Genomic DNA, 15,727 nt, shown 5'->3' with positions numbered 1-15,727 from the left:
GCTGTTACATCGCAAGAATAGAGCGCTGGATAGCACTCCCCCGACCCTTCTGGGTGCCAGATCCTTTGGATCAGACCGGCTCCAGGGTATCCAGCGGCCAGCGCGGCACCGCTTTGACCGCCAGCGGCTCAAACACGCCAGCTTTCAGGCGCTGCATACCGGCGTAGGCAATCATGGCGCCGTTATCGGTGCAATATTCAGTGCGCGGATAGAACACCTCGCCATTGAGGCTCTCCATCAATTCGGCCAGCTGGGCACGCAGATGGCGGTTGGCACTGACGCCACCTGCCACCACCAGACGCGTGAGACCGGTCTCTTTCAAGGCGCGGCGGCACTTGATGGCCAGGGTATCAACCACCGCATCTTCAAACGCCCGAGCGATATCGGCGCGGGTCTGCTCATCATCACCATTGGCGGCGATGGTGTTGGCAGCAAAGGTCTTGAGGCCGGAGAAGCTCATGTCGAGCCCCGGTCGATCGGTCATCGGACGGGGGAAGTGGAAACGTCCGGTGGTGCCCTTCTCTGCCAGACGGGAGAGCAGGGGGCCGCCCGGGTAGTCCAGACCCATCAGCTTGGCGGTCTTGTCGAACGCTTCGCCAGCGGCATCATCGATGGATTCCCCCAGCAGCTGATAGCTGCCGATGCCGTAAACCCGCACCAGCATGGAGTGACCACCGGAGACCAGCAGCGCCACGAAGGGGAACTCGGGGGCTTTCTCTTCCAGCATGGGGGCCAGCAGGTGGCCTTCCATATGGTGGACGGCGATGGCCGGTTTGTTCCACGCCATCGCCAGCGAGCGGCCGATGGTGGCCCCCACCAGAATGGCGCCGACCAGACCCGGCCCTGCGGTATACGCGATGCCGTCGATGTCATCTTTGCCCAGTCCCGCCTCTTGCAATGCGGCCTGGATCAACGGGATCGTCTTGCGAACATGATCCCGGCTGGCGAGCTCGGGGACAACGCCACCGTAGTCCGCATGCAGCTTGACCTGGCTGTATAACTGATGGGAAAGGATCCCTTTTTGATCGTCGAAGATCGCGATCCCGGTTTCGTCACAGGATGTCTCTATGCCCAATACACGCATTGCTAAAAAATTTCACTGCTAAAATGAGATGGCTATGGTAACCTTCGCGGGTTTTTTAAACCAGAGCGATCTCTGCGGGTTTACTTTCATTCCCTGTCCAGAGTATAATTTCGCACCATTTTAAGACATGCTGATCGATTGAAGGTCAGCTAACAATTTATCACTGAGGTGAAAGGCACATGCCAGTAATCAAAGTCCGTGAAAATGAGCCGTTTGACGTTGCTCTGCGTCGTTTCAAGCGTTCTTGCGAAAAAGCCGGTATCCTGTCCGAAGTTCGTAGCCGTGAGTTCTACGAGAAGCCGACTACCATTCGTAAGCGCGCCAAAGCGTCTGCTGTTAAGCGTCACGCCAAGAAGCTGTCTCGCGAAAACGCACGTCGTATCCGCCTGTACTAATCGGGAGATATTGCCGTGTCTCTGAAGGATCAACTCAAGGATCAACAAAAACTCGCCATGCTTGCCAAAGATAAGGCACGTCTGGGAGCGATCCGCCTGTTGATGGCAGAAATCAAGCAACGTGAAGTCGATACCCGTATCGAGCTGAATGATGAGGATATCCTCGCTGTCGTGACCAAAATGGTTAAACAGCGCCGCGATTCCATCAGCCAATTTGAAGCTGCCGGTCGCCAGGATCTTGCCGACAAAGAGTCCGCCGAGATCGTTGTGTTGCAGGAGTTCCTGCCGCAACAGCTGACCGCAGATGAAATTGCCGCTCTGATCGAGCAAGCCATCACTGAAAGTGGTGCTGCCGTCATGGCTGATATGGGCAAGGTCATGGCTGTCTTGAAGCCGAAAATTCAGGGGCGTGCCGATGTCGGCGCCGTCAGTGCTCAGGTGAAAACCCGCTTGGCGTAACAGGCAACTCTCTTGTTTGGTCGAAGAAGCCGTGCTTCCCTTGGAATGCGCGGCTTTTTTATTTTCTCCGCAATGAAACAGGACGGTTATGGCAGGCAGGATCCCCCAATCCTTTATCGACGATCTGCTCGTACGCACAGACATAGTCGAGCTGATCGACTCGCGAGTGCGGCTGAAAAAAGCCGGTAAGAACTACCAGGCTTGCTGCCCTTTTCATAACGAAAAAAGCCCCTCTTTTACCGTCAGCCAGGAGAAACAGTTCTACCACTGTTTCGGTTGTGGCGCCCACGGCAACGCCATCGGCTTTGTCATGGAGTACGACGGTCTCGAATTTCCCGATGCCATCGAAGAGCTCGCCAGCATGCAGGGCATGCAGGTGCCTCGCGAGCAGAGTATCGGCGGCTCGGCCAATAGCCAGCCCGCCGTCAGCAAGGATCTGTTCGAGCTAATGAACCAGATCGCCCGCTTCTACGAGAGCAATCTCAAGAGCGCTCCCCATGCGGTGGAGTACCTCAAAGGTCGCGGTCTGACTGGCGAAGTGGTCAAACGCTTCAATATTGGCTATGCACCCAGCGATTGGGATCAGGTGCGTCGCCGCTTCGGCGCCAGCCGGGATCACGAACAGCTGCTTATCTCGGGCGGCATGCTGATCACCCGTGACAATGGCCCGGGGAGTTATGATCGTTTCCGCGATCGCATCATGTTCCCGATCCGTGACAAGCGTGGCCGGGTCATCGGTTTCGGTGGCCGGGTGCTGGGTGATGGCACCCCCAAGTACCTGAACTCGCCGGAGACCCCCATCTTCCATAAAGGGCGAGAGCTATTCGGTCTCTACGAAGTGAAGCAGGCACACAAGGATCCCCGCCGGATCCTGGTGGTGGAAGGCTATATGGATGTGGTGGCTCTCGGTCAGTACGACATCGACTATGCGGTGGCGGCGCTGGGTACTGCAACAACCAGCGACCATATCCACACCCTGTTTCGTACAACAGCCGAGGTGGTCTGCTGCTACGACGGTGATAACGCCGGCCGTGAAGCCGCCTGGCGGGCACTGGATAATGCTCTCTCCCATCTGCAGGACGGGCGCGAGCTGAAGTTCGTGTTCCTGCCCGATGGAGAAGATCCGGATTCGCTGGTGCGCCAGATTGGCAAGGAGGGCTTCGAAGCCCTGCTCGATGAAGCCCAACCGTTCGCCGACTTCATGTTCGAGCGCCTGGGGCGGGATGCCGCACTTTCGGGTGAGGCTGGCAAGTTTGAAGTGGCCAACAAGGCCGCCGAACTTATTCGCCGCGTACCGGAAGGGTTTACCCGCGAAGGGCTGATCACTCGTCTCTCCAGCATGATGCGCTGGGGCGAGAACAAACAGCGCATCGCCGAACTGTTTGCCCGCAACAGCCAGCCCAAGGCCGAGGTCAACAAACCCAAGGCAGCCAAGCTGACGCCACTGCGGCGGGCGCTGGCACTGATGGTGCAATATCCGGCAGTAACGGCTGAGCTTCCCCCCATGCCGGAATTGGCTGGACTGCGCGTACAGGGCATCAAGTTCCTGCTGCAACTGCACCAGCAGATCCTGGCACAGCCCGGTATCACCACCGGTATCCTGCTGGAACACTGGCGTGGTACCAAGGAGGGCGAGATCCTCGCTCAGCTGGCGATGCACGATCTCTTTGAAGAGGTCAGGCTCGACCAGGAACCCGATATTCTGGGAGAACTTCAGGACACCTTCGTCGGCTTCATCAACCAGTTTCTGAAACAACGGATAGAAGAATTGCAGGCCAAAGTGGCTCAGGAAGGACTAAGCTCCGAAGAAACCCAAGAGTTGATGATGCTGATAAGAGAGGTGCAAATTGAGAAAAGAAATGAGAGTGAGGCTTGATATTTGAGTGATTAGTCCCAATATGGATAGCGTCGCCCGAATCAACGGGATGAAAAGCAAAAATTTTATAACCGCCTGGCCCCGACAATACTGCGGGCAGGGGTTTCTCATGACCGACGCCGCAACCAGACATAGCATGTCTGGCGGTTTTCTATTAGAATTGGCTATTTGCGCAGCAGCGCACTGTACGCGCAACCTAGCAACACCAACCGGATGAGTTCTATGGAGCAAACCCCGCAGTCTCAGCTTAAACTCCTCGTTGCCAAAGGTAAAGAACAGGGCTACCTGACCTATGCCGAGGTGAACGATCACCTCCCGCAAGACATTGTCGATTCCGACCAGATCGAAGACATCATCCAGATGATCAACGATATGGGCATCCAAGTGGTGGAAAACGCCCCAGATGCCGATGACCTTATCATGGCTGAAGGTGGTACAGCCGATGAGGACGCTGCCGAAGCAGCGGCCCAGGCTCTGGCATCTGTTGAATCTGAGATTGGTCGCACGACCGATCCCGTCCGCATGTACATGCGGGAAATGGGTACCGTCGAACTGCTGACCCGTGAAGGCGAAATCGACATCGCCAAGCGGATCGAAGACGGTATCAACCAGGTACAAAGCTCTGTAGCCGAGTACCCTGAAGCAATTACTTACCTCCTCGAGCAGTACGACAAGTACGAAGCCGAGCAGTTGCGTCTCTCTGACATCATCTCTGGCTTTATCGACCCGAACGAAACCGAAGACATGGCGCCTACCGCCACACACATCGGTTCCGAACTCGGCGAAGACGATCTGGCCGACGAAGATGAAGAAGACGAAGAAGACGAAGATGAAGATGGCGACAGCTCTGACGACGACGGTGACGGTGGTCCGGATCCGGAAGTCGCTCGCGAGAAGTTTGGTGAACTGCGTGCCCAGTATGAGGTGACCCGCCTCTCCATTCAGAAGAATGGCCGCGCACACGATGATACCCAGGCCGCTATCGCCCAGCTGGCTGATGTATTCCGTCAATTCCGCCTGATGCCCAAGCAGTTCGATCGCCTGGTCAACAACATGCGCGAGATGATGGAGCGCGTCCGCGTGCAGGAACGCATCATCATGAAGCTCTGCGTTGAGCAGGCCAAGATGCCGAAGAAAACCTTCGTCGCGGCCTTCACCAACAACGAGTGTGAAACTGCCTGGTTTGAATACCAGAAGCAGGCAGGCAAAGCCTGGTCTCCCCGTCTGGTTGAAATGGATGAGGATGTTCAGCGCGCCATCGGCAAGCTGCAGCAGATTGAAGAAGAGACCGGTCTGTCGATTGCCCAGATCAAGGATATCAACCGCCGCATGAGCATCGGTGAGGCCAAGGCCCGCCGTGCGAAGAAAGAGATGGTTGAGGCCAACTTGCGTCTGGTTATCTCTATCGCCAAGAAATACACCAACCGTGGCCTGCAGTTCCTGGATCTGATCCAGGAGGGCAACATCGGTCTGATGAAGGCGGTAGACAAGTTTGAATACCGTCGTGGCTACAAGTTCTCGACCTATGCAACCTGGTGGATCCGTCAGGCCATTACCCGCTCCATCGCGGATCAGGCCCGTACCATCCGTATCCCGGTACACATGATCGAGACTATCAACAAGCTCAACCGAATCTCCCGTCAGATGCTGCAGGAGATGGGTCGTGAGCCGAACCCGGAAGAGCTGGCCATGCGTATGGGCATGCCGGAAGACAAGATCCGCAAGGTACTTAAAATCGCCAAAGAGCCTATCTCCATGGAGACGCCCATCGGTGATGATGAAGATTCCCACTTGGGCGATTTTATCGAAGATACCACCCTGGCTCTGCCAGCGGATGCGGCGACCAGTGAAAGCCTACGCAACGCCACCCGCGAAGTGCTGGCTGGCCTGACCGCCCGCGAAGCCAAGGTACTGCGGATGCGTTTCGGTATCGACATGAACACTGACCACACCCTCGAGGAAGTGGGCAAGCAGTTCGACGTTACCCGTGAGCGTATTCGTCAGATCGAAGCCAAGGCTCTGCGTAAACTGCGCCACCCAAGCCGCTCGGAAGTGCTGCGCAGCTTCCTGGACGAATAGTCCTGACGCTGTGTCAAACTACTCTGCCAAAGCCCCGCCATGCGGGGCTTTGTTTTGTCTGGCATTTACCCTTGTGACCCGCTTTTCATCCTCTACCAATCTGGTCAATTAGTCGCCAAGTGGTTGATATACCTATAGACTGCCCTTTCCTCTTCCCCTATAATCCACGCCGCTAAACGCACAATTTGGCCCCTTAGCTCAGTTGGTCAGAGCAGTCGACTCATAATCGATTGGTCGTGGGTTCAAGTCCCCCAGGGGCCACCAAATTAAGTTCCGAGCAGGAACTAGAAAGTACAGAAACCCGCACAGCGTAAGGCTTTGCGGGTTTTTGTTGTCTCTAACAGTCAGAGGGAGTCGTCAGAAACCAGGGGCATTTGCGCAAAGCCCTCCCACAACTAACTCGCAGTGCCCTTCATCGCTGTCTTATACGACATGGCATTAGCAAGCGACCCAATCAGCAACAGAACAAAAATCAACGTGGACAGTTCGAACCGACAGAAATGGGTTACTTGCATACCGACAGTTGCGAGTTACGTCTGGAGGAAGGCAAGCAACACATGTTTTTGGCCATTGAACGTGTCACCAGATTTACCCACGTGGCGTTCTTGGATGCACCGACCAAACAAAATGGAGCTGCATTTCTTGAAGAAATGGTGGCGTACACCATTCATACCTCTCACAGACACCGGTATTGCCTTCACAGAGCAGGCAAGATATAGGAATGGCCCAACCAACCGCCTTGTTGGACACGTCTTTGAGCGGGTCACTACTTGACGGCGATCAGCTGTTCTGAACTATTGCTACTTTTTGCAGGTAGAGCATCATGATCGCTCCCGCTGTCTCCATTCGCAACTTCGCTCACCGTGGCTTGGTCGCTACCAAGAACTCGGGATAGCTCGCATGATTGCAACGCTGGTTGCTGGTACGCAGGTATATGCCATTCAAGATTATTATCCTTGCAAACCATTACCTTACCGCATAAGTCGATGGATCTTGCCATTCCACCGAATTTACACCACGCCCGTGGACTCTACCTTATGTCAGGAATGTCGTTTACTCAGGCGCTGCGCTGCACGGCCATGTGGGCCAGTGTTTCCAGCGCGTGCTTGTGCGGGGAGTCAGGCAGGATGGCGAGAGCGGCAATGGCCTTGTCGGCCTCTTCCCTGGCACGCATGCGGGAGTACTCCAGCGCACCGGTACGGTCGAGGATCCCGAGGATCTGCTCAAGATGTTCCATACCGTTGCGGTGCTCGATGGCATCGCGTACCAGCTGGCGCTCTTCCGGCGAGCCCACTTCCATGGCACGTAGCAGCGGCAGGGTCGGTTTGCCTTCGGCCAGATCGTCGCCGACATTCTTGCCCATCTCTTCGCTCTGGGAGCAGTAGTCCATCACGTCATCGATGATCTGGAACGCGGTGCCCAGATACTTGCCGTAATCGGTCATGGCCTGCTCGACGGGCTCGGGCTGATGAGTCAGTACGGCGGCGAGCCGGGTGGCGGCCTCGAACAGTTTGGCGGTCTTGCAGTAGATGACCGTCATGTAGCTCTCTTCGGTGGTGTCCGGATCGTTGCAGTTCATCAGCTGCAACACTTCCCCTTCGGCGATGGTGTTGGTGGCATCCGAGAGGATCTCCATCACCCGCAGGTTGGAGAGTTCGGCCATCATCTGGAAGGAGCGGCTATAGAGGTAGTCACCAACCAGCACGCTGGCGGCATTACCAAACATGGCGTTGGCGGTCTCCCGGCCGCGGCGCAGGTCGGATTCGTCGACCACGTCGTCATGCAGCAGGGTAGAGGTGTGAATGAATTCGATGATGGCGGCCAGTTTCAGGTGATCCTCACCCTCATAGCCCAGCGCACGCGCAGCCATCACGGTCAGCATGGGGCGCATCCGTTTCCCGCCGGCGCTGACAATGTAGAAACCCAGCTGATTAATCAGACTAACGTCGGACTGGAGTCGGGCCAGGATCAGTTCATTGACCGCCGTCATGTCGGCGGCACAGAGCGCACGGATAGTCTGTTGGTCCATAAGTCTCGTAACGTGACAGCAGCAATAACTGCGATTTTAGTAATGGCAGGGATTCTACACGATTTCACAATGGGTTACAGTTAGGCGTTTATCCACGGCGGCAGATATGCGCACAAAATAAACTTTTTGCTAAATTGGCCTTGCCTGAGCAGATCGATTTGCGTAGAATGCCCGCCCATTGTTATAGGTTTTTGCGCATGTCTAGCCTTGAGCAAAAGACATGCCTTTACGGAGTTAATCAAATGTACGCGGTATTCCAAAGCGGCGGAAAACAACACCGTGTGGCCGAAGGTCAAATCGTTCGTCTGGAAAAGCTGAACGTTGAGACTGGCGCTACTATCGACTTCAACGAAGTTCTGATGGTTGCTGCAGGCGACACTTTTAAAGTAGGTGCTCCTTTCGTTGAAGGTGGCAAGGTTGTAGCTGAAGTTGTGGCTCACGGCCGTGGCGAGAAAGTGACTATCGTCAAGTTCCGTCGTCGTAAGCACCATCGTAAGCAAGCGGGCCACCGTCAGTGGTTCACTGAAGTCAAAATCACTGGCATCAGCGCTTAATTAGAGGAGTCCGATAAATGGCACACAAAAAAGCTGGCGGTTCATCCCGCAACGGTCGCGATTCTGAAGCTAAACGCCTGGGCGTTAAGCGTTTCGGCGGCGAAACAGTTCTAGCTGGTAGCATCATCGTTCGTCAACGTGGCACCAAGTTCCACGCTGGCACCAACGTTGGTCTGGGCAAGGATCACACCCTGTTCGCAACCGCGACTGGTAAAATCCTGTTCGAAGTTAAAGGTCCGCTGAATCGTAAGTACGTTAGCATCGTTGCTGAGTAATTACGGACCGCAAGGATCCGAAGCCCCGCCAACAGGCGGGGCTTTTGTTTTTCTGAATAGTTGACGAAAAAACGGAACGCAGATGACCCGGGCTCCGACAGGGGCGTGGATTGCCAAGATGCGTATCGCCCGCAGGGGTCTGTACCACTATAATTGCGTATCGGTTTTTCGAATTAAGGTGACGGTTACCTATGAAGTTTGTTGATGAAGTCCAGATTCGAGTCGATGCCGGTGACGGTGGTAACGGTTGTGTCAGTTTTCGCCGGGAGTTGTATGTTCCCAACGGTGGTCCGGATGGCGGTGATGGTGGCGATGGCGGTGATGTCTATCTGCTGGCCGACGAAAACCTCAACACCCTGATCGATTACCGTTTTGAGCGTTTCCATGCCGCCGAGCGTGGCGAGAATGGTCGTAGTGCCAACTGTACCGGCCATCGTGGCAAGGACAAGATCCTGCGTGTTCCTGTCGGTACTCGCGCCAGCGACGAGGATACCGGTGAGCGACTGGGCGACTTGACCAGTCATGGTCAGAAGCTGATGGTTGCCAAGGGTGGTTTCCACGGTCTGGGCAACACCCGCTTCAAGAGCTCCGTCAATCGGGCTCCGCGCCAGAAGAGTAACGGTACACCGGGTGAAGTGCGGACCCTGAAGCTGGAGCTGCTGCTGCTGGCCGATGTCGGTATGCTGGGTCTGCCCAACGCTGGTAAATCTACCTTTATCCGTGCTGTTTCCGCCGCGCGTCCGAAAGTGGCCGACTACCCCTTCACCACCCTGGTGCCGAACCTGGGTGTGGTGCGTGGTGAGAACTCCCGCTCCTTCGTGATCGCGGATATTCCGGGTCTGATCGAGGGTGCCGCCGAAGGTGCTGGTCTGGGGATTCGCTTCCTGAAGCACCTCGAGCGTTGCCGCGTGCTGCTCCATCTGGTGGATATCTGCCCCATCGATGGCTCCGATCCTGCTGAAAACGCCGTGACCATCGTCCGGGAGCTGGAAAAATACAGCCCCGAGTTGGCAGGCAAGCCGCGCTGGCTGGTGTTCAACAAGATGGATCTGATCCTGGAAGAGGAAGCGCAGGAAGTGATGGACCGTGTCAAGGCGGCGCTGGCATACGAAGGTCCGGTCTACCAGATCTCGGCCATTAGCAAGGAAGGTACCAAGAAGGTCTGTTACGACATTCTGGATCTGCTGGACACCATGCCCCGTCAACTGGAGCAGGATGCCAAAGAGGCGATCGAGAAGGTCGAGTTCAAGTGGGACGACTACCACAAGAACCAGCTGGCTCAGGCTGAAGCCGAAGCACTGGCAGCTTCCGTGGCCTTCGATGAAGGGCTTGATGATGACGAGTGGGATGACGACGAAGATGATGGCGTTGAAGTCATCTACGTGCGTGACTGATCCCCGTCACTCTCATTGAAAACCGGAGCCTGAACAGGCTCCGGTTTTTTTTACCGATTATACCGCCCACCAAAATCAACAATAACGAACCCATCATCTACAATATCTCTTTAATCAATATCTGCTGCCGTATCTGATTTTTTGACTGAACATCTTATCTTTTTGAATTACAATACACAAATTGACGCTATTTATGCAAACCTATGCATTGCCGTGTAATTTTACGCCCATTTTTCCGGTTAATGGATGAATACACTGGTTGACCGGTCTAGGGGCCGTTATCTTCAGGTGATGGTATTCGATACAATCACCGCCTTGCTCCCCTCAAATAATCATCACAACATGACGACTCCAGCTCATTACCGCCATGATTTATCAGACCGCACATGGAACCGAACCTTATCGCTTCCCACCTCTTGGGGCAAAAAGGCCTGTGAGGTTGAGTGGGTGATATGCCGATAAAAATCATTATTACATCGGGAACAACTGCGGATTGTACACTGGCCAGACTCGTGTTTACTGGCAGATAGAGGTACAGCACCAATGAGTTGATGGCGTTTGCCAGCTGCAGAGGGATGAAGATAATGATCCCGTAAGGAGCAGCGAGAGCATGATAAGGAGCTCTACAAGGCAAGGCATCTGGTAGAGAACACCTTCCGTCATCTGAGGAAATGGCGGGGTATAGCGATGAGATACGCCAAAAATACGCGCTCGTTCTTCGCTGTAGTACTAAGCCACTGCGCGTTCTTGTGGGTAACGATATCATCACGCCCCGCTAGGTGGCCTGCTCATTTCACTCATCAGCTCGAGATCAGATGCCGAGGGAGTCGAGCAGATCGTCGTGATCGTTGGCGACCGGAGCTGCCGCCTGAACCGGCTTGGCTACGTGCTGCTTGGCCTGGGCGATCAGCGCATCGGGATCCAGCTCCTCGTGCTCCATCCCCTCATTGTGGATGCGAATGAACTCGGTTTTGTCCATCGCCAGCTCCAGATAGAAGATGTTGTTGCGGGCGGTGAAGAAGGTGACGCGGCGAGATTCCGGGCTATCGAGATTGGTATCGACACTCAGCATCACCTGCTTGTTGAGGGCCAGCATCTTCGGCTGGTTCTGGGTGATGTGGGTCTGCAGATCCCGGCCCACCTTGACGATAAAGCTGCCGACAATCTGATTCATCAGCTCGCCCATCACGTTGCTCACCTCATCAGAGGTGTGTGAGATAGCAAGATCCTCCTTGGAGAGCCCCATGCTAAGCATGTAGCTCTCGTACAGCTCCATGGCGGCGGCGGCGGAGAAGTTGATCACCACCAGACCGGAAAAACCGCCATCGAACAGCACGAAACAGCCGATATCAGGCTTGAGGCAGGTCTTGCTGATCCGCTGCACCATGCCGGAAAACCGCACTTGACTCATGGTCGCGGCACTCAAGACACCCGTCACCGAGTTGCACAGGCTGAGCAGCACATCCTCTGTGGTCAATACGGTATCGTCATCGGATCTTGTCACTATCATGGGACCTCCCTGAACATCCAAAATGGGCTTATCTATACCATAACTCTAACAAATGGCGCGGCCCACAGACTGAAATAGCGACGCGCCTCTCAGTTGACGCCGTTTTCAGCAGCCACAGGGGTAACACTGCTCATCCGGATACGGATATATCACTCGCAGACTCGGGAGCCACACGCTCCGCAATCCCATCAGCATGGGTGTCATGCATCCGCACAGCCAGCCAACTGGAGCAATGGCTGGCGTTGACACCAAACACAAAAGGGTCTGACAATGCAGACCCTTTGAATGTGACCTCGTGGCGATTACTGTTTGGTACCGTTAGGCGACTTGAGGTAGCGGAAGAACTCGCTGTCCGGCTTGAGGACTATCAGGTCGTTGCCACCGGCGAAGCTCTTGCGATAGGCTTCCATACTACGCACGAAGCTGAAAAACTCGGGGTCTTTCTTATAGCTGTCGGCATAGATCTTGGCGGCTTCGGCATCCCCTTCACCACGCAGTTGACGGGCGTTACTCTCGGCGTCGGCGATCATCACGGTCACCTTGCGGTCAATATCGGCACGCAGGATTTCAGCCTGCTCACGGCCCTGAGAACGATGTTCGCGGGCTACCGCGGTCCGTTCGGCACGCATCCGCTGATAGATGGAGCTGGACACTTCCACCGGCAGGTTGATCTGCTTGATCCGCACATCCACCACCTTGATACCGAGCTCGGAGGAGCGCGCCATCTTCATCAAGGCATCTTCCATCACCGTACTGCGCTCACCAGAGACGATGTCCTTGATGGTGCGGTTACCAATTTCAGAACGCAGGCCGTTGTTGATCTTGCGCTTGAGCAGGTCTTCAGCCTGGATCTTGTTACCACCGCCGGTTGCCAAGTAGTACTTGGAGAAATCTTCGATCTTCCACTTCACGTAGGAGTCGATGATCAGGTCTTTCTTCTCGGACGTAACGAAGCGATCCGCCTGACCTTCCAGGGTTTGGATGCGGGCATCCATCTTGCGCACCTGATCGATAAGCGGCACCTTGAAGTGCAAGCCCGGCTCATATAGACGTGGCTCACCAGAGTCAACCCGCTTCACCTTGCCAAACTGCACCACGATCCCCTTCTGGCCTTCATTCACAATGAAGACCGAAGAGAAACAGACCATGGCCGCGACAGCGATTGCACCAATAGCTAACTTTTTCATCTATCAGTTTCTCCCTGAGCTGAAACGGTCACCGCCACGCAGTGGGGTCGGTGTAGAGTTGGCCCCTTCGTTGGACGCAGGAGTCGATTCAGCCACCGGAGCACTCGCCGGAAGAGCCGGTTGTACGGCATTTGCTTTGCCAGAGAGCTTGTCGAGCGGCAGATAGATCATGCTGTTGTTGCCAGCCGGCATGTCGACCACCACCTTGTTGGCCTGCTGATAGAGCTCTTCCATCGTTTCCAAATAGATACGATTACGGGTCAGCTCAGGCGCCGCCTGATACTGGGGCAGCAGCTCGTTGAAGCGAGCAACTTCACCCTGGGCCTTCAACACGATCTGGGATTTGTAAGCTTCCGCTTCCTGCTCCAGCCGCTTGACCGAACCACGCGCCTTCGGCTCCACTTCACGAGCGTAGGCTTCAGCTTCACGAATGAAGCGCTGTTCATCTTCCTGAGCGGAGATGGCGTCATCGAAGGCATCTTTTACCTCTTCCGGCGGACGTGCCGGCAAGAAGTTGACGTCAACGATCTGCAGACCCATCTGGTAAGGCTCGATGATGCCATCGATCACCTGCCAGGTCTCCTGACGGACTTTTTCCCGACCCGTGGTCAGTACGTCATCCATCCGGGTATGACCCACCACATAACGCAGGGCGCTATCGGTAGCCTGGCTCAGACTCTCGTCAGCATTGGTGACGCTGAACAGGTACTGCTCCGGATTGACAACACGGTACTGCACGTCCATCTCGACCCGCACCACGTTCTCATCCTGAGTCAGCATGAAACCGGAGGCCGGCAGGGAGCGCACAGACTCCACATCCACCGGGATCACCTGATCGATAAACGTCGGTTTCCAGCGCAAGCCAGGGTCGACATTATGGGAATACTCCCCAAAACGCAGCACCACCCCACGCTCAGCTTCGCGAATGGTGTAGAAGCCGCTGACGACCCACACCACCACAGCGACAACCAGCGCGATGGAAAGACCAAAGCGACCTATATCGCCGCCAGATTTGCCGCCACCAAACAAGCCACCGAAACGGCGACTCACTTTGCGCAGCATTTCATCCAAATCAGGGGGGCCCTGATTCTTGCCGTTATTCCCCCAAGGGTCACGGTCTTTGCCGTTGTTACCAGGCTCATTCCAAGCCATCAGCGTCTCCATTAATACATGCGGATGGATATCATCTCTACCGGGCCATCATACGTTGAGAAGCCCCTAAGGGGTCATCTTCTTCGACGAATCAATGCCTGATAAAGCGTTGTAAACTCTCACCTTCCTGTTTCACGAGGCGGTTCCAGTCGGCCACTTGCAAGCGGACTTCCAGCACGAAATCACCCTCCTCGCTAAAACCTTCCTGCTCAATCCCTTTCAGCTGATAGAGCGCACTGCGCAATCTCGCGGCAGAAGGGGGCAACTGCAGGGTGTGATGCACCATGGAGCCAGCCAGCAATTCGGTCAGCGCCGTAAACAGATGCTCACAACCTTCACCGGTCTGGGCCGACAACCAGACGCGCAACGGGCGCCCCTCGTCATCTCGCTCCAGACCTGCCGGACGATCCGCCAGCTTGTCGATCTTGTTGCAGATCATCAGCTGGGGCCTGTCATCGGCTTCAATCTCGGCCAACACCTGCTGCACGGAGTCGATATTCTCCTGCATCTGCTCATCGGCACAGTCCACCACATGCAGCAGCAGATCCGCTTCACGAGTCTCCTGCAGGGTCGCCTTGAAGGCCGCGACCAGATCATGGGGCAAGTGCCGAATAAATCCAACTGTATCCGCCAAAATCACATCACCCACATCCCGGATCACCAGTTTACGCAGGGTGGGATCCAGAGTTGCGAACAATTGGTCAGCAGCATACACACTGGCAGCTGTAAGTTGGTTGAACAAAGTGGACTTTCCGGCGTTTGTGTAACCAACCAGTGACACCGTCGGCACTTCGTTGCGGTTGCGGGCGCGGCGTCCCTGCTCCCGCTGCTTGGCCACCTTGTCGAGCCGACGCAAAATCGCCTTGATGCGTTCTCGCAGCAGACGTCGGTCAGTTTCAAGCTGGGTTTCACCCGGACCACGCAGACCGATCCCGCCCTTTTGACGCTCAAGGTGGGTCCAGCCTCGCACCAGACGAGTGGAAAGATGGCGCAACTGGGCCAGTTCGACCTGCAGTTTACCTTCATGGGTTCGGGCGCGCTGGGCAAAGATATCGAGGATCAGGCCGGTTCGGTCCACCACCCGGCACTGGAACAGACGCTCCAGGTTGCGCTCCTGGGCGGGGGTCAGGGCATGGTTGAAGATCACCACGTCCGCCGCCAGCATCTGGACCTGGGACGCGATCTCTTCAGCCTTGCCGCTGCCGACAAAAAATTTGGCACTGGGCGCACTGCGACTGGTGGTCACGACCCCCAGCGCATTGACTCCGGCCGAGCTCACCAACATCTTGAGCTCTTCCAGATCCTCCCGCTCACCCTCATCACTGAAGTTGACATGCACCAGAACGGCCTGTTCGCCAGCTTCATAACGGTCAAACAAGCGCTTGCTCCTTAACAGGAATCATGATGAATCTGAGTTGGCGAGTCGACTCGCCCAGGGATATCACGCCTCGGCATCACCCTGTTCATCAGCAGCGCCACCCGGAGTAGGCTGGTGATGATTGACGGCACGGGCCGGTACGACGGTCGAGATGGCGTGTTTGTAAACCATCTGGCTCACGGTGTTTTTCAGCAGGATAACAAACTGGTCAAAAGACTCGATCTGACCTTGCAGTTTGATGCCGTTCACCAAATAGATAGAAACAGGAATCCGCTCACGGCGCAGCGCATTCAAAAACGGGTCTTGGAGAGATTGCCCCTTAGCCATTTTTCTTTTCCTTATAGTTTGTTGTTTT

The 15,727-nt window shown here is 55.5% G+C and carries 14 protein-coding genes, 1 tRNA gene and 1 pseudogene; 9 read left to right on the top strand and 7 right to left on the bottom strand.

The genetic code is table 11. From position 1 onward, the window contains the following. Positions 1-70 precede the first annotated feature (70 nt). Positions 71-1,084, bottom strand: a complete 1,014-nt coding sequence (gene tsaD, locus NMD14_04395) for a tRNA (adenosine(37)-N6)-threonylcarbamoyltransferase complex transferase subunit TsaD (GenBank protein ID XEI33667.1) — start codon at positions 1,082-1,084, stop codon at positions 71-73. Positions 1,085-1,263: 179 nt separating this feature from the next. On the opposite strand from tsaD, the gene rpsU reads away from it, so the two are divergent. The 5 genes from rpsU (at position 1,264) to NMD14_04370 (ending at position 6,157) form a co-directional block, all read left to right on the top strand. Further along, entirely contained in the window at positions 1,264-1,479 is a 216-nt protein-coding gene (rpsU, locus tag NMD14_04390) for a 30S ribosomal protein S21 (protein ID XEI33666.1), read from the top strand. 15 nt (positions 1,480-1,494) lie between these two features. Beyond that, a complete protein-coding gene (locus NMD14_04385; GenBank protein ID XEI33665.1) occupies positions 1,495-1,938 on the top strand; it encodes a GatB/YqeY domain-containing protein in 444 nt (147 codons plus the stop codon). Positions 1,939-2,026: 88 nt separating this feature from the next. Further along, positions 2,027-3,814 carry a DNA primase gene (gene dnaG, locus NMD14_04380; protein ID XEI33664.1) on the top strand — a complete coding sequence of 596 codons (1,788 nt, stop codon included), beginning with the start codon at positions 2,027-2,029 and terminating at the stop codon, positions 3,812-3,814. A 222-nt stretch (positions 3,815-4,036) separates the two neighbouring features. Next, positions 4,037-5,893, top strand: a complete 1,857-nt coding sequence (rpoD, locus tag NMD14_04375; protein ID XEI33663.1) for an RNA polymerase sigma factor RpoD — start codon at positions 4,037-4,039, stop codon at positions 5,891-5,893. A 187-nt stretch (positions 5,894-6,080) separates the two neighbouring features. Then, positions 6,081-6,157 (top strand) — tRNA-Ile (locus tag NMD14_04370). 793 nt (positions 6,158-6,950) lie between these two features. Here NMD14_04370 and ispB read toward each other — a convergent pair. Further along, complete coding sequence (gene ispB / locus NMD14_04365; GenBank protein XEI33662.1) at positions 6,951-7,922, bottom strand: octaprenyl diphosphate synthase; 972 nt, start codon at positions 7,920-7,922, stop codon at positions 6,951-6,953. 242 nt (positions 7,923-8,164) lie between these two features. Here ispB and rplU point away from each other — a divergent pair, with 242 nt between their 5' ends. The 4 genes and pseudogenes from rplU (at position 8,165) to NMD14_04345 (ending at position 10,910) form a co-directional block, all read left to right on the top strand. Then, complete coding sequence (gene rplU, locus NMD14_04360; protein XEI33661.1) at positions 8,165-8,476, top strand: 50S ribosomal protein L21; 312 nt, start codon at positions 8,165-8,167, stop codon at positions 8,474-8,476. A 17-nt stretch (positions 8,477-8,493) separates the two neighbouring features. Next, positions 8,494-8,751, top strand: coding sequence for a 50S ribosomal protein L27 (gene rpmA, locus NMD14_04355; protein XEI33660.1), 258 nt, complete (start codon positions 8,494-8,496; stop codon positions 8,749-8,751). Positions 8,752-8,942: 191 nt separating this feature from the next. Then, on the top strand, positions 8,943-10,145 hold the full coding sequence (gene cgtA, locus NMD14_04350) for an Obg family GTPase CgtA (GenBank protein ID XEI33659.1): 1,203 nt from the start codon (positions 8,943-8,945) through the stop codon (positions 10,143-10,145). A 588-nt stretch (positions 10,146-10,733) separates the two neighbouring features. Continuing rightward, positions 10,734-10,910 (top strand): annotated as a pseudogene (locus tag NMD14_04345) (transposase). A gap of 46 nt (positions 10,911-10,956) precedes the next feature. On the opposite strand, the gene NMD14_04340 reads toward NMD14_04345, so the two are convergent. The 5 genes from NMD14_04340 to hfq form a co-directional block, all read right to left on the bottom strand. Beyond that, positions 10,957-11,655, bottom strand: a complete 699-nt coding sequence (locus NMD14_04340; protein ID XEI33658.1) for a DUF3334 family protein — start codon at positions 11,653-11,655, stop codon at positions 10,957-10,959. Between the two features lie 302 nt (positions 11,656-11,957). Next, positions 11,958-12,842 (bottom strand): protease modulator HflC, encoded by an 885-nt coding sequence (gene hflC / locus NMD14_04335; GenBank protein XEI33657.1) that lies wholly within the window; start codon positions 12,840-12,842, stop codon positions 11,958-11,960. 3 nt (positions 12,843-12,845) lie between these two features. Then, positions 12,846-13,994 carry an FtsH protease activity modulator HflK gene (hflK, locus tag NMD14_04330; GenBank protein XEI33656.1) on the bottom strand — a complete coding sequence of 383 codons (1,149 nt, stop codon included), beginning with the start codon at positions 13,992-13,994 and terminating at the stop codon, positions 12,846-12,848. A 91-nt stretch (positions 13,995-14,085) separates the two neighbouring features. Further along, entirely contained in the window at positions 14,086-15,372 is a 1,287-nt protein-coding gene (gene hflX / locus NMD14_04325) for a GTPase HflX (GenBank protein ID XEI33655.1), read from the bottom strand. Between the two features lie 63 nt (positions 15,373-15,435). Then, complete coding sequence (hfq, locus tag NMD14_04320) at positions 15,436-15,699, bottom strand: RNA chaperone Hfq (protein ID XEI33654.1); 264 nt, start codon at positions 15,697-15,699, stop codon at positions 15,436-15,438. Positions 15,700-15,727 lie beyond the last annotated feature (28 nt).

This window comes from Aeromonas veronii, from assembly GCA_041319085.1.
GTDB classification, from domain to species: domain Bacteria; phylum Pseudomonadota; class Gammaproteobacteria; order Enterobacterales; family Aeromonadaceae; genus Aeromonas; species Aeromonas veronii_F.
The sequence above is the reverse complement of the archived record's forward strand: the minus strand, read 5'-3'. Positions and strand labels throughout refer to the sequence as shown.

Bases quoted from the DNA above. Each gene is read 5' to 3' on its own strand.
- tsaD (XEI33667.1), bottom strand. From the start codon at position 1,084: ATGCGTGTATTGGGCATAGAGACATCCTGTGACGAAACCGGGATCGCG.
- rpsU (XEI33666.1), top strand. From the start codon at position 1,264: ATGCCAGTAATCAAAGTCCGTGAAAATGAGCCGTTTGACGTTGCTCTG.
- dnaG (XEI33664.1), top strand. From the start codon at position 2,027: ATGGCAGGCAGGATCCCCCAATCCTTTATCGACGATCTGCTCGTACGC.
- rpoD (XEI33663.1), top strand. From the start codon at position 4,037: ATGGAGCAAACCCCGCAGTCTCAGCTTAAACTCCTCGTTGCCAAAGGT.
- ispB (XEI33662.1), bottom strand. From the start codon at position 7,922: ATGGACCAACAGACTATCCGTGCGCTCTGTGCCGCCGACATGACGGCG.
- rplU (XEI33661.1), top strand. From the start codon at position 8,165: ATGTACGCGGTATTCCAAAGCGGCGGAAAACAACACCGTGTGGCCGAA.
- rpmA (XEI33660.1), top strand. From the start codon at position 8,494: ATGGCACACAAAAAAGCTGGCGGTTCATCCCGCAACGGTCGCGATTCT.
- cgtA (XEI33659.1), top strand. From the start codon at position 8,943: ATGAAGTTTGTTGATGAAGTCCAGATTCGAGTCGATGCCGGTGACGGT.
- NMD14_04340 (XEI33658.1), bottom strand. From the start codon at position 11,655: ATGATAGTGACAAGATCCGATGACGATACCGTATTGACCACAGAGGAT.
- hflC (XEI33657.1), bottom strand. From the start codon at position 12,842: ATGAAAAAGTTAGCTATTGGTGCAATCGCTGTCGCGGCCATGGTCTGT.
- hflK (XEI33656.1), bottom strand. From the start codon at position 13,994: ATGGCTTGGAATGAGCCTGGTAACAACGGCAAAGACCGTGACCCTTGG.
- hfq (XEI33654.1), bottom strand. From the start codon at position 15,699: ATGGCTAAGGGGCAATCTCTCCAAGACCCGTTTTTGAATGCGCTGCGC.